The organism is Psychrobacter sp. D2 (assembly GCF_013608135.1).
Taxonomy (GTDB): domain Bacteria; phylum Pseudomonadota; class Gammaproteobacteria; order Pseudomonadales; family Moraxellaceae; genus Psychrobacter; species Psychrobacter cryohalolentis.
Genome location: NZ_JACDXZ010000004.1, coordinates 56,714 through 75,227, shown reverse-complemented (window position 1 = coordinate 75,227; position 18,514 = coordinate 56,714). Strand labels below are relative to the sequence as shown.

The window sequence follows — 18,514 nt, the reverse complement described above, 5'->3', positions numbered from 1 at the left end:
AATGAGTGTATTGAAAGTGGTGAAGCGTCAAGTAGGGTTGAACCTATCTGTAAGCTGCCCTAGATTGTCTTACTTATCTAAGACAGCCCCTAAAACTATTATCTTACTTTATAATGAATGGCACGCTAAACCATATCAAAGGTAATATCCTATAATGACCACGACCATTTTTGCTACCCATCATTATAATTATCCGCAAAATTTTATCGAGATGAAACCCAAGATTGCGCGGCTTGAGCAGGCAATTAAGAAGCTTGAAGCCAATCTGATAAATGCGGATGCTGAGGTATTAGCGCAAAGGCTTAGCAATCATTTAGGGTTGCAAGTAGATTATGCCAGTGAGCTTAATGCCAATCAGCTATTGGCCGCCACGACTATTGAGGGCAAGGTATTGGTGATCGCCGGTGCCGGTTCTGGTAAAACCAAAACTCTGACTTATAGAACCAGTTACTTAATAGAAAACGGCGTGTCGCCAAAAGAGATTTTACTATTAACCTTTACTCGTAAAGCAGCCAACGAAATAAAGAGTCGCGCTAGAGCTTTGCTAGCAAGCACACCATCTTTTGCCCAAAGGTTAAATGAGGATTTGGTAGAAGATAAATTGCCAAAAAATAAAGCCCTGAATGACATTACCAGTGGCACTTTTCACTCTTTTTGTAATATGCTATTGCGTCAATACTCAGGTCTGCTTGGTATTAATCCGAGATTTACCATTCTAGATACAGGCGACAGTGAAGACGCTATCGATTTAATTCATAAGGAAAAAAAGTATCCGACCAAAATAACCAATCAGGCATTTCCGCGCAAAAAAACGTTGCAAAATATCTTTTCAACCTCTAGAAATCGCCGTATTCATATCCGCGATTTAATCGAAAACAGCTATCCTGATATTGCCGTGCATATTCCTGTTATTGAGCAATTGGCCGTTGACTTTCATGAGTACAAGCGTGCCAATCATTTATACGATTTTGATGACATCATTAGCCAAGTGGTGCGTCATTTAAAGACTAATGATACTTTTCGCCAACTGCTACAAAAGCAATATCGTTATGTCATGGTCGATGAATATCAAGATACCAATATCCCGCAAAAAGAGCTGATTGACCTCATTTGTGCGCCTGCATCAGTATCGCTGATGGTTGTTGGTGATGATAATCAAAGCATTTATGCCTTTCGCGGTGCCAATTACGAAAACATTTTACTGTTTGGCGAGGGTTACCCTGAAGCTAAGTTGATTAAACTTGAGCAAAATTATCGTAGTACGCCAGCAGTGCTTGATTATATCAATGCTCTGTCTGCTCAGATCACCTTGGGTTACCAAAAGCAGCTGTACTCTGGGGTTTCTATAGAAGGCGTAAAACCAATATTTCGCCGACTTGGTGATGAAAGCAAAGAAGCAAAGTATATTGCTGATAGAATTATCGAATTAAAATCAGATTATGATTATCAAGACTTTGCGGTATTGTGCCGAACCTCCTTTCAATCCAACTACGTTCAGCTAGAATTCATGGAGCGCAATATCCCGTTTATTGTCGTTGGTGGGATTCGTTTTATTGAAAGACGCCACATTAAAGACGTCTTAGCATTTGTTAAGATACTTTATAACCCGAATGATACCATTGCATGGCACCGTATTTTGACCTTATTTAAAGGCGTGGGGTCGGTGACTGCCACGCGCTTAACCCAAGCAATCAATGCTGACGATAACTCTTTTGAGCCGTTATTAACAACAAAGTTTGCCAAAAAAAGCACGCAACTTGAGCTGCTGTATAAAATGCTAAGTCAAGCCAGTCAAGCAGAGTCGGTCGAAGCCATTATCGAGCTGATTCTAGATTTTTATATGCCCGTTTTAAAAATCAATGAAGACAATTGGCGTGAGCGTAGCGAAGATTTTCGTGTGCTCAAAAATCTAGCGTTAGAGCATGATAGCCTAGATAAATTTTTAGAAAATCTGGCACTTGATCCACCTAATGACTCGGTTGCCACCACAGGTGAGCCTGAAAAAGGGGATGAGAATAGTGACAAAGTGACCATTTCGACCATTCATAGTGCCAAAGGACTTGAATGGTCAGTGGTATTTGTTAATTCATTGGTAGATGGTATGACGCCGCATTACCGCTCACTAAGCGATTTTGAGGAATTAGAAGAGGAGCGTAAGCTGTTTTATGTTGCTTGTAGTCGTGCAAAAAGCAGGCTGTTTCTAACTGCGCCCGATTATTTTTCGAGCTATTCAGGCTATTTTGATAAAGTGTCACGGTTTATCGCTGAAGTACCTGCTGATAAGATAACGGTGCTAACGGTAAAACAGCCTTTAGAAGAGAGTGATGATCCAGTTTGGTGGTGATAAAAAATGCCATAAAAGCAGGAAAATAGCTTAAAAAATGACTTTTGTTTTTCATTAGGTTGTTACTATTCCTATCAAAAATACCTTGCATAAAAACATATAACCAAAAGTGTTTATTCGTAAAAATATTTAACAGATAAGGGTTTAAAAAATCTTTCAATGCGTTACTATGACCACCTTACCCGTTATATTCATCTATTTAACACTCTGTATCAAAGCCATAAAAAGGGATATGTTATGCGTCATGAAGTTATCGTTATCGGTGCAGGTATGGTTGGCACCTCGGTTGCTTGGCATCTACAAAAAAACAATGCTGAAGTTTTGCTTATAGACAAAAAGCTACCGGGCTCAGAGACTTCATACGGCAATGCTGGCTTGATTCAGCGTGAGGCGATTCATACGCATCCGTTTCCGCGCCAGCTGACTGAAATGATACGTGTATTGCCAAACCAAGGTACTGATATCCGCTATCGCATACCAGCTATTCTTCGTTATCATCAGGCGCTGTTGCAATACTGGAAATACTCTACACCTGCTTCAGTTAAAAAAATCGAAGGCGAGTGGCAAACACTGATTGAGCATTGCACAAGCGAACATCAAACCATGATTAGCGCCTCTGGTGCAGATGAGCTGATTACCCGCGATGGTTGGTTGCAATTGCATCGCTCTGAAGACACCTTTAAAGAAGCCATTGCGCTAGCTATCGATGCTCGCAATCAAGGTGTTGAACATAATGTATTGACAGTTGAAGAATTAAGAGTCATGGAGCCTAGCGCCAATTTTGACGAGTTCGTCGGCGCAATTCATTGGTTGAATTCTTGGCAGGTCTCAAACCCAAGCTTTCTGGTTAAAGCCTATGCAAAAAACTTCCAAGAAATGGGCGGGATAATTAAAGAGACTGGCGTTCAAGAAATCGTACAAGAAGATGGCGGCTGGAAGATTGTCACCGATACCGAGACTTTCTATAGTGATAAATTAGTCATCGCAGCAGGACCTTGGTCTAATGATCTCATCAAGCCGCTTGGTTATGACTTGCCATTATTCCCGATGCGTGGCTATCATCAGCATTTTAAAGTCAACGAAAAGAACACCATCCATCATAGTATGTTTGATATGGATAAAGGTTTCGTCATGGGGCCGATGCAGCAAGGTATCCGTATCACCACTGGTGCTGAGATGACCACTATGAATGCGCCAAAGAATTTTGGACAGTTAAAGACCGTGCTTAAACTGGCGCGAAAGATACTGCCATTAGAAGATGCGGTTGAGAGCGAAGCATGGGCAGGATCACGTCCTTGTATGCCAGATATGAAGCCAGTGATAGGTCCTGCGCCTAAGCATGATAAATTGTGGTTTGCCTTTGGTCACAGTCATCAAGGTTTTACATTAGGACCGATGACCGGTCGTCTCGTTGAAGAGATGATTCATGAAAAACCGCTATTGGTCGATATCAAGCCGTTTAGCGCCGAACGTTTTTCTAAGTAACGCACATAGCCTATACATACACATTTATAAGGGTAAAAAGTAATGAAAAAGCTTCATAGTAGTGAACGCATGAGTAAGATTGTGGTACATAACAAAACCGTCTATCTATGTGGTCAAGTGGGTAACGCTGAAGATGATATCAAAGCCCAAACCTTAACTTGCCTAGAGAAGATCGAAAGCTTATTGCAAGAAGTCGGTAGTGACAAATCAAAGCTGCTAATGGCGACTGTCTGGGTGAAAAGCATGTCGGATTTTGCGGCAATGAATGAAGTATGGGATAAGTGGTTCGAAGGCGTACAGCCGCCAGCTCGTGCTTGCGGTGAATCTGCTTTGGCACGTCCTGAGCTGTTGGTTGAGATTACTGCTATCGCTGCTGAGTAAATACCAGTACCTGCTACTTAAAACTGAATAATAATGAGAGGGCGTGATATGACTATCACGCCCTTTTTGATGAGCGACGTATGCAAATAGTCTATAATTAACCTCGTTGACAGTATTGACAGTTATCTGATGAGCAGCAAAAAAAGGTTATAAAAAAATGATTAATAATAAAATTTATCACTCAATTTATGTGTTGGCAGAAAAGCTATTAGAAGCGGACAGTGCCAATGATAAAGAGACATTTGATACGCTGTATGTACAGCTAAAAGACTTGTGCATTGAAAATGAGAAAGGCAATAAGGATCATCCTGAGCAGTGGGAGACATTGGCAGATTTTACGGAAGATTTGGATGAGGCATTAGTTATTTACCAGAAGGCCTTCGATAAAGCAGCAGTGATTCAATCAAAAGAGCATTTATCATCGATAGCCTTTTCAATGGCTGAATTACAGAGCGAGCTTGGACAGACAGAGGCAGCGATTCAAAGCTTACAGAGTGCTAAAATTACTGCCAGTAAGCTCGACGATAAAGCATTCAAAAGTGAGATAGATAAGATGCTTGCAAAATTACTAGCTGAGTAATCTTAATTATTGCCATTTCTTATTTAAAAAACGCCTTTGTTATTTAAAAAAGTGGCGCTGCCAACGCCAACAGAGACATTTTGCATTATAGAATAACTCTATTGTTCTTATCGTCCTGTCCATATGGCAGAACGCTTTTCGATAAAGGCGTCAATCCCTTCACTCACATCATCCGCCATCATATTGCAGCTCATCACCTCGCTGGCATACTCGTAAGCATCTGCCAATTCCATATCCAGTTGCTTATAAAACATGGTTTTGCCAGTTTTAAGAGCGACTGAAGATTGATTAGTAATAGCGTCTATCAGAGACTGTAGCATCTGGTCTAATTGCTCAGCGCTTGCCACACGATTGATCAGTCCCTGCTGTAGTGCAGTGTGGGCATCTATAAATTCACCAGTAATCAGCATCTCAAATGCTTGCTTGCGAGATAGGTTGCGACTGACTGCCACCGCAGGGGTAGAACAGAACAGCCCTACGTTGATACCAGAGGTGGCAAATTTGGCATTGTCTGAGGCAACAGCTAAATCACAGGCTGCGACCAGTTGACAACCAGCAGCGGTAGCGATGCCTTGTACTTTGGCAATGACAACTTGCGGCATTTGATTGATGGTAAGCATCATCTGACTACATTGCTCAAATAAAGCGCGCTGAAATGCTTCATCTGGATTGGCACGCATCTCTTTTAGATTATGACCAGCACAAAATGCCTTGCCATTTGCGGCAATCACTAGCACTTGCACGCTTGAGTCTTTCGCAATACTGTCAAGCTCCGCTTGCATAGCTGTTAGTAGTTCAATCGATAATGTATTAAATTGTTTGGGACTGTTGAGTGTCAATGTCACCACGCTGCCTGAGATTTCTTTGATAACCAGTGGCTCATTAATGTTTGTCGAGGGAGTCACTGATTGAATGGGGTTAGACTGGGTCATTTATCGTCCTTGATAATGGGTATTGAAACTTAGTGTAAAAGTGTAAAAGCTAATGAAATAATAACCCAAATAGTAGCATGCTTAATTGGTTAAGCAATAGGTCAGTGATACTGATATAGCCCATATAAAAATAGCGCCCTTATCATATAAGAGCGCTATTTTTATGTTTTAAAGGCAATCGTTTCAAAGCGTTAATTACTGTTAGCGCCCTTTAGTAAGCGCCTTCACTGTAAATCAGCTCATAGCTATGGCTATATATCTCAACGATATTGCCAAATGGATCTTCCATATAAATCATGCGATAGGGTTTTTCGCCAGGGTAGTAATAACGAGGTTTCTCCATCCGCTTTTTACCCCCTGCGGCAACCATACGTTCGGCTAGCTCTTCCACATTAGGATCTTGAACACAGAAATGGAAGATACCTGTTTTCCAGTATTCAAAGTTATTGTCAGGATTTTCTTGATTTTTGAATTCAAAAATCTCAACGCCAATACGGTCGCCAGTAGATAAATGAGCAATACGAAAACTGCCCCAACCTGCACCAAAGACTTCGGTACACATCTCACCAATAGCACTGTCATCTTCAGTAATTTCAGTCGGCTCCATGATGATGTACCAACCCATCACTTCAGTATAAAATTTGACAGCGGCATCGAGGTCAGGTACTGAAAGACCAATATGTGAAAAGCTTCTTGGATAAACATTATTCATGGTTTGTACTCCTTTTTGATATGGGAGTAGTTTACAAAGTTATGTATATTACGTAAAATTATCATTTATTATAAAGATAAGTATGTACTGTAATGATAAATATCACATGGCTACGTACCTTTTGCACCTTGGTGGAAGTCGGACATTTTACTCAAACGGCTGAGCGTCTATATATGACGCAGTCAGGGGTTAGTCAGCATATACGTAAGCTTGAGAATCAGTTGGATGTTGACTTGCTTATTCGTCAAGGTAAGCAGTTTTCATTAACAGATGCAGGTGAGCATTTGTATCGAGAGGCAGAGGATATCTTGCAGCGCTTATCACGCTTAGAGCAGCGTATCGGTGACGATCCGTATAATGAGGGATTGGTGCGAATCATGTCGCCTGGCAGCGTTGGTTTAAAGCTCTATCCTAAGCTGTTAACATTACAAGACCAGCATCCAAAGCTGGTGATTGATTACCGTTTTGCCCCCAATACAGATATAGAGCAGGCGCTTTCCAAGCATGAGATTGATATAGGTTTTATGACAACTATCTCGGATGATGAGACGGTCAGCTGCAAGCCGGTGGCTCAAGAAGCGCTACTACTGGTGACACCAATCACGATGATGGAGCCTAGCTGGGAAGCACTTACCAAGCTTGGATTTATTGATCATCCTGATGGCGCACATCATGCCAGTTTGCTGTTGAGCGCCAATTATCCTGAATTTGGACACATCAATGACTTTATTAAAAAAGGCTTTTCCAATCAGATAGGTATGATTTTAGAGCCGGTAAGTAGGGGGCTTGGATTTACCGTATTACCAGCGCACGCAGTTGCCGCGTATCCAAACCCGCAGCTGCTTAAATGTCATCAGCTGCCAGTCTCAGTTAGTGAAACCCTGTACTTTGCTGTACGCCGCCAGCAGGTACTGCCAAATAGGATGCAAACCGTCCTCAATGAGGTGAAAAAATGGCTATAACAGCGTCTAATAGAGTATCTTAAGTAGCCGTATAAAGCCTACTTGATACTTTGACCTAGTTTTATTGCCGCAGCAATATTGGTGGCAGTGATTTCAACATTATGATAAGCATTTTCAAAGATATTCTCGATGGACTCTAGCTTTTGGATACTGGGCATGATGACATCAAACTGACTGGTCTGAGCCGATTCTAGTCCATCAACACTGCCACAAATCGCAATCACTGGCGTATGGCGGGCTTTGGCAATGTGGCTAATGCCGCCAGCTACTTTACCCATGGCAGACTGAGCGTCAAGCTTGCCTTCACCAGTAATGACCAAATCTGCATCGGCAATGTGCTGTGATAAGTTGGTAACTTTTGCCACTGTATCAAAACCTGACTTTAACTCAGCTTGGCAAAAGCTCATTAACGCATAGCCAAGACCACCTGCTGCGCCAGCACCCGCTATCTCTTGATAATTCTGATAGCCATGTTGCTCACATACACTTGCAAAATGATTCAATGCTTGGTCCAAATCATTGACTTGCTGTAGGCTAGCGCCTTTTTGAGGACCAAATATTGCACTGGCACCCAATTCGCCACATAAAGGGTTGGTGACATCACAGGCTACTTCAAACACTGTCTGTAACACGCTAGTATGGAAGCTTGTCGCATCTAATCGTTGCAAGTTGGCAAGCGCGCCGCCGCCTTGGGCTAGCATATTGTCATCACTATCATGAAACATCATGCCAAGTGCGGTTAGCATACCAAGTCCTGCATCATTGGTGGCACTACCACCAAGACCGATAATAATACGTTTGACACCTTCCCTTAAAGCATCTGCAATCAGCTCGCCAACGCCATAGCTGCTGGCGATGACTGGATTGCGCTCTGCCACAGTCAAGAGATGTAAACCACAAGCTTGAGCAACTTCGATGACCGCAGTTGCATCAGGCAGTAATAAATATTTTGCGCTAATCGGTCGCATTAAAGGGTCATGGACGCGCACTTCTTTCCAGCGGCCACCTAGCACGTAAGACAATACTGCAGAAGTCCCTTCACCGCCATCTGCCATAGGTAGCAGTTTATAGTCAGCATCTGGAAACACTTGGCTGAAGCCAGATTGAATGGCGCGGCAAACATCCAGTGCTTCTAAGCTTTCTTTAAATGAGTCGGGAGCAATTAAAATTTTCATGAATGTCTCTTTAAATCTCTTTAAATAAATACCAAGGTTAATAACCAAATAAAGATGATACTGGTCACGCCCTGAATACCAGTCGCCATAGAATGGGCTTTATAAGCCTGTGCCACACTCATACGACTAAACTGGCTAACAATCCAAAAAAAGCTGTCATTAGCGTGTGAGATAGTCATTGCGCCTGCACCAATTGCCATCACGCAAAATACGCGACCAAGCTCACTATCAAGACCTATTTGACCCAATAGTGGTGCGACCATCGCAGAGGTGGTCACCAAGGCAACAGTAGTTGAGCCTTGTGCTGTTTTTAATGCGGCAGAAACGATAAATGGCATAAAAATACCAAGCCCCAAGGCAGATAAAGTCGTTCCTAAATAATCGCCAATTGGTGTGACCTTTAGCATAGCGCCAAACGCGCCGCCAGCGCCAGTGATTAAGAGAATAGGCGCTGCGACCACCAAGCCTTGAGAGATACTATCGCTGATTTGCTGTGTTTTTTGTTCAGTATTGATGAGTAAAAATGATAAAAACAAACCAATCAGTAGGGCTGTCAATGGATTGCCAATAAATATCAAGATATCTGTTATGGTGCTTGTACCAAATGGCGTACTAGGTAAGTTAGCAACAGACGACAAGCAAATCAAGACGATAGGCACGATAATAGGTAAAAATGCCATGGTTGCCGACGGTAGCTTACTATAGTCGTCGCGAGTTTTCATGTTTTCTGGCACAGTCGCAGCTGGCGCGTCGAGTGCATCAATATTGTCAGGAGTGGCATTCAGGAAGCGATTGGACCATAACCAACCGGCAAGTACTGCAACAGTTGTCACAACTACACCGACCATGATGACCAAGCCCAAATTTGACTCAAGTCCCAAGTTTCCTGCTGCTGCAATTGGACCGGGTGTCGGTGGTACAAAGGTATGAGTGGCATATAAGCCAGTTGCTAAGGCAATACTCATCGCCACGCTTGATACTTTTAAGCGCTCAGCCAAAGACTCTTTTAACGAGTTTAAAATAATATAGCCTGAATCGCAAAACACTGGTACAGATACCACGGCACCTACGATAGACATCGTCAAAGTAGGGAAGCGTGGTCCCAAGACTTTAATGACTGTCTCTGCCATCACAATGGCGGCACCTGTTTTTTCAAGGATTAAGCCGATAATGGTACCAAATACAATGACCAGACCGATATACCCTAAGATACCGCCAAAGCCATCAGAGATAGTTTTGGCGACCGTATTAAGCGGTACTTGGTAAAACAGTGCGACCAAGAAGGCAGATAATATCAATACTAAAAAAGGATGCCACTTGAGTTTTGCGGTGGCAAAAATAATAAAAAGAATGGTCAGCACCAGCCAAAATACGATCATCACTATCTCTATATAGTTGTTAATGTCTTATGAAAAATTATGAGGCTCATGCAGCGTGCACTTCATAAAGCATCAATAGTCATATGAATTTTTAAAGGGGCATATTCTATAGTAAATCTACGTTGCTAGGAAATCTATTCGGCTCATATTTGATTTTATTCATGGTAAAGCTTGGATACTCTGCTAGTATGTGGGTTTTGTTTGACATGTACCAGATTTAGGATACTTCCTTTGAACATATTTAATGCCCCGATAATTCCCAATATCGAAAATAATGCGCTACGCCAGCAGCTAGAGCAAATCATTGACCAGAAGACCAAACCAATTGGCGCACTTGGACGTTTAGAGACGCTCGCTCTGCAGTTAGGTATGATTCAAGGCACAATTATGCCAAAGATTGAGCAACCTCAAATTCGAGTATTTGCCGCCGATCATGGTTTAACCAAGCATGGCACGTCTGCGTATCCTAGTGCAGTCACTGCACAGATGGTTTATAACTTTTTGCAAGGCGGCGCTGCCATCAATGTCTTAGCACGTCAGCATGATATTGAGCTAAAAGTAGTCGATGCTGGGGTAGACGCGGATTTTGGCAATTCTCCTTTTAAAGACCATCCGCAACTGCTAGATTATAAAATTCGACATGGTAGCCGTGATGCGCTGACAGAAGCTGCGATGACAGAAGTAGAATGTTTAGCTGCGTTAGAAAGCGGTAGGAGCGTGGTTAAGGACATGGTAGGCAATCTATTGATTGTTGGTGAAATGGGCATCGGTAATACGTCAGCGGCAAGTCTATTGCTGGCGAGACTTGGCGACTTGAGCATTGCCGACTGTATCGGTCGTGGCACTGGTCTTGATGATGCAGGATTACAGCACAAGGCGAGCATTTTAACGCAAGTTTTAGAGCGTCACCGTGAAGCGCAAGCGCCGTTCGATGTACTTGCTGCATTAGGCGGGCTTGAGGTTGCTATGATGGCAGGCGCACTGATGCAGGCTGCCAGTGAACGTCGTATTTTGTTAATTGATGGCTTTATCGCCAGTAGTGCTTTGCTTGTCGCCGAGCGCTTAGCACCCGGTGTTGCTCAATATGCTATCTTTTCTCATCACTCAGTTGAACCAGGGCACGCGCATTTATTAAAACTGCTGAATGCTAAGCCATTACTCAATATGGGTATGCGCTTAGGCGAGGGCAGTGGTGCGGCATTAGCGTATCCATTATTGCAATCCGCTTGCGCGCTTATCAATGAGATGGCAAGCTTTAGTGATGCTGGTATCAGTGAGCAAAGCAAGTGATGCAAAGTTCATCCTCAAAGCTGTCTGTATTGCAGCGCCTTCGTTATGAAGCCCGATTGATATTGGTTGCTGTTCAGTTTTTAACGCGTATATCCGTCCCGTCTTTTAGCCATTATGATCCGCAGTGGCTGCACCAAAGCAGCCGTTATTTTCCAGCGGTAGGCTTACTGATAGGTTTGCTTTGTGCTGGCGTGTTTTGGCTTAGCAGTCTCTTATTCATACCGCTAGTTGCGGCAGTGATAAGTACGGCTTTTGGTATCAAGTTAACAGGTGCTTTTCATGAAGATGGACTTGCCGATAGTTGCGATGGGCTAGGTGGCGGACTCACTCGCGAGCGCACTTTAGAGATTATGAAAGACTCACGCTTAGGCACTTATGGCGTATTAGGTTTGGTCTCAGCGCTATTGCTTAAAATCAGCTTACTTACTGCGATGCCAACACCCGTTGCTATCGTTGCACTCATTATTGGGCATACTGCGTCACGTTTATTTTGTATTAGCTTACTGACGCTATTGCCTTATGGCGGAGAGATTGAACATGCCAAAGCCAAACCGATGGCACAGCAGCTGACACCATTACAAGCTATATATAGCAGTGGTTGGCTAATGTTGGCTATTACTTTGGTCGCACTGGTTTTCCCTAATACCATGCAACAGATTGGTATCTGGCAATGGTTATTGGCTTTATTGCTAGGCATAGGCGCGACAGATTATATGCGGCGCTTATTGCGTAGACGTTTAGATGGCTATACGGGTGATGGCTTAGGAGCCACGCAGCAGCTTAGCGAAATTGCTATTTACATTGGACTGGCCGCTTCATTGCCCTTAATTTAAGCCAAAGCGTTAAAAATGATGCTAAGAAAGGATACTCGCACTCATGATTCTGTATATTTGGCGTCATCCAAAACCAGTTACGGCTGGTGGTCTCTGTATTGGACAGACAGATGTAGAGGTCGATAAACGTAAACTAAAACGCCTTGCCAATAAAATACAGCGCTTTGTACGTCTACAACAATTACCAAAAGTGATTTGGGTTAGCCCCTTACAGCGTTCACTAAAGGTCGGGGAAATATTGGCACAGCGCGGTTTTGAGTGTCGAGTCGCACCTGAATTGGCTGAGATTCATTTCGGTGATTGGGATGGTCAGTCTTGGAAACAGATTGAGAAACAACAAATTGATGAATGGTGCAATAATTTTGCCCACTTTGCGCCTGATCATGGTGAAAATTTGCAACAGCTGTTTAATCGAGCGGAGAGCTGGTTGGATAAAATTGCAGTTGAGCAAAAAGATCATCCAGTATTAGCCATCGGTCATGCTGGTTGGATCAATGCCGCTAAGATGATCGCGACTGGTCAAGAGGTACCAAACCTTGCAATTAACTGGCCACACTCTGTAGGATATTTATCCTGTAGTCGTATTGATATTTAACCAAAAAAAATGGTCATTATAATGACCGTTTTTAATATTTAATTATAGTTTAAAAGTGTTGAAATGCTACTGACAGTCATTTGATAGATCATTAATCTTCTCAAAACATGCTCTCTCAGTTTCTGCTATAGCCGAATCAAAGCTCACATAAATGCCTTTGTTATCTAAGGTCGCATACCAATGGTCAGTATTATTATCGGTTAATATCTGGAAGTATTTATTATTAACAATTCTACCAACCTTATAAGTTTTGCCTTCGGTATAAAAGTCATTGCCTTGAGTACATCGTAAAGTGTCATCAGTATTTATCATGGTATCCTAGATTTCATTCATAAAATATATATCGTCAGCATAGTGACTAGTAGGATTAGAATACAACAGACGTTATCAATAGTCTTTTGTCATTGCGTATACAGTGTTTATTGTCTGTATCAGTACTAATACAAATAACGAAGTCCAAATCCAGCACAAAAAAAACCAGCAACCTAAAGTTGCTGGTTTTTTATTGCGACTAAAACTTAGTATGCTAAAGATTACTCTTCAGAATAGTCTTCGTTTTCGTCTGCAGCATTGTCTTCGTCTAAATCTTCGTTGTCGCCATCTTCAGAAAGAATGGTAACTAGAATAGTAGCCGTAACGTCATGATGTAGTTGAATATCAACATTATATTCACCAATTTGACGCAAAGTGCCTTCAGGTAGCTTGATTTCAGCACGGTCAACTTCTAGACCTGAGTTAGTCAATGCTTCAGCGATATCGCGTGTACCGATAGAGCCGAATAGCTTGCCTTCGTCACCTGATTTAGCGCGCATGATAACATTAACGTCAGTTAATGCGTCAGCACGTTCTTGAGCAACCGCTACTTCTTTTGCTTCTTCAGCTTCAAGTTCAGCACGACGTGCTTCGAACTTTTCAATGTTAGCTTTAGTAGCAGGTAGTGCTTTACCCAAAGGGATAAGAAAGTTACGTCCGTAACCTGGTTTTACATCGACAGTTTCACCGAGTTTGCCAAGGTTGACGATACGCTGTAACAAAATAATTTGCATGAGTCATTCCTAGTTAACGGTTAACCCTGATGGTTATCAGTGTATGGAAGTAGCGATAAATAACGAGCTTGCTTGATAGCAGTCGCTAGTTGACGCTGATATTTAGTAGACGTACCGGTAATACGGCTTGGTACGATTTTGCCATTATCACTGATATACTGTTTTAGCAATTCAACATCTTTATAATCGATGTGAGTGATACCTTCAGCAGTGAAACGGCAGAATTTGCGACGGCGATAAAAACGTGCCATGATTATGCTCCTTTAATTAGTCATCACTGTGGTTGTCGTTGTCATCATTACTGTCTGGACGACGAGTAGTAGCTTTGCGTGCGCGTTTTTCATCGGCATTCTTGGCTAACTGCGACTCTTCAGTGACAGCATCATCACGGCGCATAACTAGACTACGAATGATCGCGTCGTTATAACGGAATAATTCTTCAAGTTCAGCTAAAGTCTCGCCGTCAGTTTCAATGTTGAAAAGAACGTAATGAGCTTTGTGAATCTTGTTAATTGGGTAAGCAAGTTGACGACGACCCCAATCTTCTAGACGATGGATAGTGCCGTTGTTGTCTTGAACTAACTTGATATAGCGTTCAACCATGCCGACCACTTGGTCGCTTTGGTCTGGGTGTACAAGTAACACCAGTTCGTAATGTCGCATTATGACTCCTTACGGATTAGTAGCTATTAACCCTATGTTAATAGCAAGGAGATTTATAAGGTAAGCTCAAATCCTACCCATTATTATAAATAATTAACAGAGAATAAGCTTAGTTTATAAAGCGCCATATTATAACAGTAGTCACTGATGAACACAAAGGTTAATCAATGCGCAGCTGTTAATAAAAATTATTAATGGAATACCTTGTTTCTTTATCAATAAAAAAGCAACGCTGATACGTCGCTTTTTATGACAAACATAAGAGATATTGTTAATAATCAAAAATAGGATTATTTTATTTTTGGCTCTTTTATCAATTGACTACTATCTGCTTTAACCACCAAAGTTTTGGCCAATTTGTCGTGCCAACCGATGTTTTCAGGGCTTTTAGACGCCATATAATAATGAATAGCAACAATGACAAAGCCTAAAAAGCTGGTAAAAGAAAACAGTAAATTATAAATGATAAACAGCAAAAAGGTACGCATACCAATAAGCTTTAAAAATGATGGCAGACGATGGGTGGTTTGATCAACCACGCGAATACCCGTAATCATTTTGCCCAGTGATTGACCACGCAAAGTGATAAATAACAATTGCAAGGCAAACAAACCAAAGACCATGACCTGCGAGATCATCAACGTGCTGCTAGGCAAGCTTTCCATCAACGTCACTGAGTACTGATAAGCAGCGTCCATATCCTGAATATTTTGGAACTTGGTATAATCGACATCCATCTTGGTCAATGCCATGACTAGTGGAAAAATAGCTAATAAATACAGTAAAGCATTCAGCGCCGTTGCCAATATCCGTGACATGATAGGAGCCAGTATCACATTACCCACTACTTTATCTTTCGCTGAAGCAGCCTTGGTCGCGTTAGACTTATTTAATGACACATTGCTATTTGGCGTGTGATGACGATTGGTTGTCATATCTGCTTTGGTGTTTTTAGCAGTGTCTTTTGAACGTTCAGGCTTGCCATATAAACGATCCAGCGATACCGATTGTTTGTCTTTATTGGTATCTGCTGCATCGTCTTCTGGGAAGATAGTAACGTTGTTGATGATAGAATCATTAACCTCAGGCATCGCTACATGAGTTAGGCGATAAAAGGCTTGATTATTAGTTAAGTTACCCACGCGCTGCCACTGATCTAAGCCGTCATGCCAGACCAAATCATCTAATAGCACTTCACCAGAGGTGAGCATAATATTGAGCTGATCCAAAGTGTAGGGACCGGCTTGTACGTTATTTCGAGCAAGGAAAATCTGCATAATTGCCTGCATAGTTAGTCATGTCTTAAGTCACTGTTTTAAAAAACTGCTTTTCAGTCACTATTGATCATACATTATATTAGGGTCTATTTGAAAAAATCAAATAGACCCTAGTAATTGTATCTTAAATGACGGTGTGAATTAACGTTGTGACGTAACGTTACAGCTTACTTCGCTTCTTCACCCGCTAAGAAGAACCAAGTATCTAGTACTGAGTCAGGGTTCAATGATACTGAGCTGATGCCTTGCTCCATGAGCCATAAAGCTAGATCTGGATGGTCTGATGGACCTTGACCACAGATACCGACATATTTGTTTTGCTTACGGCAGGCATCAATTGCCATTGACAACAGCTTTTTAACCGCAGGGTCACGCTCATCAAATAGATGTGAGACGATACCTGAGTCACGATCTAGACCTAGAGTCAACTGAGTCAAATCGTTCGAGCCGATTGAGAAACCATCGAAATGCTCTAGGAACTCTTCTGCTAGTAAGCAGTTAGTTGGTAGCTCACACATCATGATGATGCGTAGACCATTTTCGCCACGTTTTAGACCATTTTTCTCAAGCAATTCGATGACCTGTGCTGCTTCGCCAACGGTACGGACGAATGGAATCATAATCTCGACGTTGGTCAAGCCCATCTCATCACGGACGCGTTTAAGCGCTTTACACTCTAGCTCAAAGCAGTCACGGAAGTTATCAGACACATAACGACTCGCACCACGGAAACCAAGCATTGGGTTTTCTTCTGATGGCTCGTATAACTTACCACCAAGCAAGTTAGCGTATTCGTTTGACTTGAAATCTGACATACGAACGATCACTGGCTGATCCATAAAGGCGACAGCGAGCGTTGAGATACCTTCAACCAACTTATCAACATAGAAGTCAACGGGTGAGGCATAACCAGCGATGCGCTCATTGATAGCTTGTGCAATTTCACGTGGCAAGCTGTTCATGTTTAGCAATGCTTTTGGATGCACGCCAATCATACGGTTGATAATGAACTCAAGACGCGCAAGACCAATCCCTTCGTTCGGCATTTGGGTAAATGAGAAGGCACGATCTGGATTACCAACGTTCATCATGACTTTGAAGGCAAGCTCAGGCATAGATTCTACAGAGTTGGTCTGTACTTCAAAATCAATCTGACTTTCATAAATGAAGCCAGTATCACCTTCGGCACAAGAAGCAGTCACATCTTGACCATCAACCAACAGCTCAGTGGCATTACCACAACCAACGATAGCAGGGACGCCTAGCTCACGAGCGATAATCGCTGCGTGACAAGTACGACCACCACGGTTAGTAATGATAGCAGAAGCACGCTTCATGACTGGTTCCCAATCCGGATCCGTCATATCTGATACCAATACATCGCCTTCTTGTACTTTATCCATCTCATTTAGGTTGCTAACGATGCGGACTTTACCTGAACCGATACGTTGACCAATTGAGCGACCTTCACACAATACTTTAGCGTTAGTCGTGTCAATGATATAACGTTCCATGACATTGCTGTCTTGGCGACTCTTAACCGTTTCAGGACGAGCCTGAACGATAAAGATTTCATTGGTGTCACCGTCTTTTGCCCACTCGATATCCATTGCTTGACCATAATGCTTTTCAATGGTCATCGCTTGCTTGGCAAGTGACGTCAGCTCTTCCGTAGACAAAGAGAACTGCATACGATCTTCTTTTTCAACATCAATGACTTTAACTGATTTGGTGGTACTACCTTCATCACCATAAATCATTTTCTTGTGCTTGCTACCTAAGTTGCGACGGATAATCGCAGGTTTGCCGTTGGCAAGTAATTGCTTTGACACATAGAATTCATCAGGGTTTACGGCGCCCTGTACAACCATTTCACCTAGACCATAGCTTGAAGTGATAAAGACCACTTGATCAAAACCACTTTCGGTATCTAGTGTGAACATAACGCCTGCAGCACCAGTTTCTGAGCGAACCATACGCTGTACAGCAGCAGACAATGCTACGCCTTCGTGCTCAAAACCTTTGTGCACACGATAAGAGATAGCACGGTCATTATAAAGAGAAGCAAAAACTTCTTTAATCGCGATTAGGACGTTATCAATGCCGCGAATGTTCAAGAACGTTTCTTGTTGACCGGCAAATGAGGCGTCTGGCAAATCTTCAGCAGTAGCAGAAGAACGTACAGCAACCGCGATTTCTTTACCATCGCTCATTGCTTCGAATGAATCACGAACCGCTTGCTCAAGATCTTTTGGCAGTTCTTGCTCAATAATCCAAGTACGGATTTTTTTGCCAGTTTCAGCAAGTTTATTGACATCATTAACATCTAAGGTTTTAAGCTCGCCGTTAATTTTGTCAAGTAAGCCTGTTTCTGTTAGAAACTGGTAAAAAGCATTTGAAGTTGTGGCAAAGCCGCCTGGAACACTAACGCCCAAATCAGATAGATGGCTGATCATTTCACCAAGTGAAGCGTTTTTGCCACCGACCATTTCAATGTCGTCTTTTCCTAACTGATCAAGGTTAATTACAAGTGCTGTAGATTGCGCTGCCATGATAACTCCAGAAAATAAGGTTATTTAGTAAAGATTATAATGGTCGATTATACCCCTATATTTTGAGAAATTCGAGAGCTTGAAGCAAAAAAATGATGAAAAAGCTACAAATTGTGAGATTTGCTACATATTTATTAGGCTAGATCATAAATTTTGGCACGATAAATATCGATCTTACAGTGAGCTGAGTCTTAAAAATCTATCTAAGTCTAAGTGTACGCCTGTAACATTGATTACTATTAAGCGTCTATTATGCGTATAATAAAGGTGAAAATTTGAGACGCATATGACCAAATTATGAAGCGCTA

Annotated in this window: 18 protein-coding genes; 8 read left to right on the top strand and 10 right to left on the bottom strand. The window is 42.2% G+C overall.

Features of this window, described 5'->3' with window-relative positions; genetic code table 11:
• Nucleotides 1-154 precede the first annotated feature (154 nt).
• From H0262_RS06890 to H0262_RS06875, 4 genes are all read left to right on the top strand, one after another.
• Entirely contained in the window at nt 155-2,344 is a 2,190-nt protein-coding gene (locus tag H0262_RS06890; protein WP_181210207.1) for an ATP-dependent helicase, read from the top strand.
• Nucleotides 2,345-2,581: 237 nt separating this feature from the next.
• Complete coding sequence (locus H0262_RS06885) at nt 2,582-3,829, top strand: FAD-binding oxidoreductase (RefSeq protein WP_181210206.1); 1,248 nt, start codon at nt 2,582-2,584, stop codon at nt 3,827-3,829.
• Nucleotides 3,830-3,871: 42 nt separating this feature from the next.
• On the top strand, nt 3,872-4,210 hold the full coding sequence (locus tag H0262_RS06880; protein WP_181210205.1) for a RidA family protein: 339 nt from the start codon (nt 3,872-3,874) through the stop codon (nt 4,208-4,210).
• A gap of 157 nt (nt 4,211-4,367) precedes the next feature.
• Nucleotides 4,368-4,790 carry a tetratricopeptide repeat protein gene (locus H0262_RS06875; RefSeq protein WP_181210204.1) on the top strand — a complete coding sequence of 141 codons (423 nt, stop codon included), beginning with the start codon at nt 4,368-4,370 and terminating at the stop codon, nt 4,788-4,790.
• A 107-nt stretch (nt 4,791-4,897) separates the two neighbouring features.
• Here the strand turns inward: H0262_RS06875 and H0262_RS06870 are convergent, their stop codons facing one another.
• Both H0262_RS06870 and H0262_RS06865 read right to left on the bottom strand, forming a co-directional pair.
• On the bottom strand, nt 4,898-5,722 hold the full coding sequence (locus H0262_RS06870) for an enoyl-CoA hydratase (RefSeq protein ID WP_181210203.1): 825 nt from the start codon (nt 5,720-5,722) through the stop codon (nt 4,898-4,900).
• A 211-nt stretch (nt 5,723-5,933) separates the two neighbouring features.
• A complete protein-coding gene (locus tag H0262_RS06865; protein ID WP_181210202.1) occupies nt 5,934-6,434 on the bottom strand; it encodes a lactoylglutathione lyase family protein in 501 nt (166 codons plus the stop codon).
• Between the two features lie 92 nt (nt 6,435-6,526).
• Here H0262_RS06865 and H0262_RS06860 point away from each other — a divergent pair, with 92 nt between their 5' ends.
• A complete protein-coding gene (locus tag H0262_RS06860; protein WP_181210201.1) occupies nt 6,527-7,396 on the top strand; it encodes a LysR family transcriptional regulator in 870 nt (289 codons plus the stop codon).
• Nucleotides 7,397-7,434: 38 nt separating this feature from the next.
• Here the strand turns inward: H0262_RS06860 and H0262_RS06855 are convergent, their stop codons facing one another.
• Entirely contained in the window at nt 7,435-8,571 is a 1,137-nt protein-coding gene (locus H0262_RS06855) for a glycerate kinase (RefSeq protein ID WP_181210200.1), read from the bottom strand.
• A gap of 20 nt (nt 8,572-8,591) precedes the next feature.
• Nucleotides 8,592-9,950 (bottom strand): GntP family permease, encoded by a 1,359-nt coding sequence (locus H0262_RS06850; protein WP_201551474.1) that lies wholly within the window; start codon nt 9,948-9,950, stop codon nt 8,592-8,594.
• Nucleotides 9,951-10,181: 231 nt separating this feature from the next.
• Here H0262_RS06850 and cobT point away from each other — a divergent pair, with 231 nt between their 5' ends.
• From cobT to H0262_RS06835, 3 genes are read left to right on the top strand one after another with little or no spacing between them, the layout of a single operon-like run.
• A complete protein-coding gene (gene cobT / locus H0262_RS06845; RefSeq protein WP_181210198.1) occupies nt 10,182-11,240 on the top strand; it encodes a nicotinate-nucleotide--dimethylbenzimidazole phosphoribosyltransferase in 1,059 nt (352 codons plus the stop codon).
• Entirely contained in the window at nt 11,240-12,073 is an 834-nt protein-coding gene (locus tag H0262_RS06840) for an adenosylcobinamide-GDP ribazoletransferase (RefSeq protein WP_181210197.1), read from the top strand. The genes cobT and H0262_RS06840 overlap by 1 nt, the downstream gene beginning before the upstream one ends.
• Before the next feature lie 43 nt (nt 12,074-12,116).
• Nucleotides 12,117-12,668, top strand: a complete 552-nt coding sequence (locus H0262_RS06835) for a histidine phosphatase family protein (protein ID WP_181210196.1) — start codon at nt 12,117-12,119, stop codon at nt 12,666-12,668.
• 66 nt (nt 12,669-12,734) lie between these two features.
• Here the strand turns inward: H0262_RS06835 and H0262_RS06830 are convergent, their stop codons facing one another.
• The 6 genes from H0262_RS06830 to ppsA form a co-directional block, all read right to left on the bottom strand.
• Nucleotides 12,735-12,980, bottom strand: a complete 246-nt coding sequence (locus tag H0262_RS06830; protein ID WP_181210195.1) for a hypothetical protein — start codon at nt 12,978-12,980, stop codon at nt 12,735-12,737.
• A 221-nt stretch (nt 12,981-13,201) separates the two neighbouring features.
• Entirely contained in the window at nt 13,202-13,714 is a 513-nt protein-coding gene (gene rplI, locus H0262_RS06825; RefSeq protein ID WP_011513369.1) for a 50S ribosomal protein L9, read from the bottom strand.
• A 20-nt stretch (nt 13,715-13,734) separates the two neighbouring features.
• The gene (gene rpsR, locus H0262_RS06820; protein WP_010198808.1) at nt 13,735-13,965 is read right to left on the bottom strand and encodes a 30S ribosomal protein S18; all 231 of its coding nucleotides are present in this window, start codon (nt 13,963-13,965) and stop codon (nt 13,735-13,737) included.
• A 16-nt stretch (nt 13,966-13,981) separates the two neighbouring features.
• Entirely contained in the window at nt 13,982-14,377 is a 396-nt protein-coding gene (gene rpsF / locus H0262_RS06815) for a 30S ribosomal protein S6 (protein ID WP_011513370.1), read from the bottom strand.
• Nucleotides 14,378-14,667: 290 nt separating this feature from the next.
• A complete protein-coding gene (locus tag H0262_RS06810; protein ID WP_259275424.1) occupies nt 14,668-15,654 on the bottom strand; it encodes an RDD family protein in 987 nt (328 codons plus the stop codon).
• 167 nt (nt 15,655-15,821) lie between these two features.
• The gene (gene ppsA, locus H0262_RS06805; protein ID WP_181210194.1) at nt 15,822-18,206 is read right to left on the bottom strand and encodes a phosphoenolpyruvate synthase; all 2,385 of its coding nucleotides are present in this window, start codon (nt 18,204-18,206) and stop codon (nt 15,822-15,824) included.
• Nucleotides 18,207-18,514: the final 308 nt, after the last annotated feature.

What these genes read in the sequence shown, in the direction of transcription:
- rpsR (WP_010198808.1), bottom strand. Translation starts at nt 13,965, where the DNA reads ATGGCACGTTTTTATCGCCGTCGCAAATTCTGCCGTTTCACTGCTGAA.
- H0262_RS06830 (WP_181210195.1), bottom strand. Translation starts at nt 12,980, where the DNA reads ATGATAAATACTGATGACACTTTACGATGTACTCAAGGCAATGACTTT.
- H0262_RS06865 (WP_181210202.1), bottom strand. Translation starts at nt 6,434, where the DNA reads ATGAATAATGTTTATCCAAGAAGCTTTTCACATATTGGTCTTTCAGTA.
- H0262_RS06855 (WP_181210200.1), bottom strand. Translation starts at nt 8,571, where the DNA reads ATGAAAATTTTAATTGCTCCCGACTCATTTAAAGAAAGCTTAGAAGCA.
- rpsF (WP_011513370.1), bottom strand. Translation starts at nt 14,377, where the DNA reads ATGCGACATTACGAACTGGTGTTACTTGTACACCCAGACCAAAGCGAC.
- rplI (WP_011513369.1), bottom strand. Translation starts at nt 13,714, where the DNA reads ATGCAAATTATTTTGTTACAGCGTATCGTCAACCTTGGCAAACTCGGT.
- H0262_RS06870 (WP_181210203.1), bottom strand. Translation starts at nt 5,722, where the DNA reads ATGACCCAGTCTAACCCCATTCAATCAGTGACTCCCTCGACAAACATT.
- H0262_RS06840 (WP_181210197.1), top strand. Translation starts at nt 11,240, where the DNA reads ATGCAAAGTTCATCCTCAAAGCTGTCTGTATTGCAGCGCCTTCGTTAT.
- H0262_RS06890 (WP_181210207.1), top strand. Translation starts at nt 155, where the DNA reads ATGACCACGACCATTTTTGCTACCCATCATTATAATTATCCGCAAAAT.
- H0262_RS06810 (WP_259275424.1), bottom strand. Translation starts at nt 15,654, where the DNA reads ATGCAGATTTTCCTTGCTCGAAATAACGTACAAGCCGGTCCCTACACT.
- H0262_RS06835 (WP_181210196.1), top strand. Translation starts at nt 12,117, where the DNA reads ATGATTCTGTATATTTGGCGTCATCCAAAACCAGTTACGGCTGGTGGT.
- ppsA (WP_181210194.1), bottom strand. Translation starts at nt 18,206, where the DNA reads ATGGCAGCGCAATCTACAGCACTTGTAATTAACCTTGATCAGTTAGGA.
- H0262_RS06885 (WP_181210206.1), top strand. Translation starts at nt 2,582, where the DNA reads ATGCGTCATGAAGTTATCGTTATCGGTGCAGGTATGGTTGGCACCTCG.
- H0262_RS06875 (WP_181210204.1), top strand. Translation starts at nt 4,368, where the DNA reads ATGATTAATAATAAAATTTATCACTCAATTTATGTGTTGGCAGAAAAG.
- H0262_RS06880 (WP_181210205.1), top strand. Translation starts at nt 3,872, where the DNA reads ATGAAAAAGCTTCATAGTAGTGAACGCATGAGTAAGATTGTGGTACAT.
- H0262_RS06850 (WP_201551474.1), bottom strand. Translation starts at nt 9,950, where the DNA reads ATGATCGTATTTTGGCTGGTGCTGACCATTCTTTTTATTATTTTTGCC.
- H0262_RS06860 (WP_181210201.1), top strand. Translation starts at nt 6,527, where the DNA reads ATGATAAATATCACATGGCTACGTACCTTTTGCACCTTGGTGGAAGTC.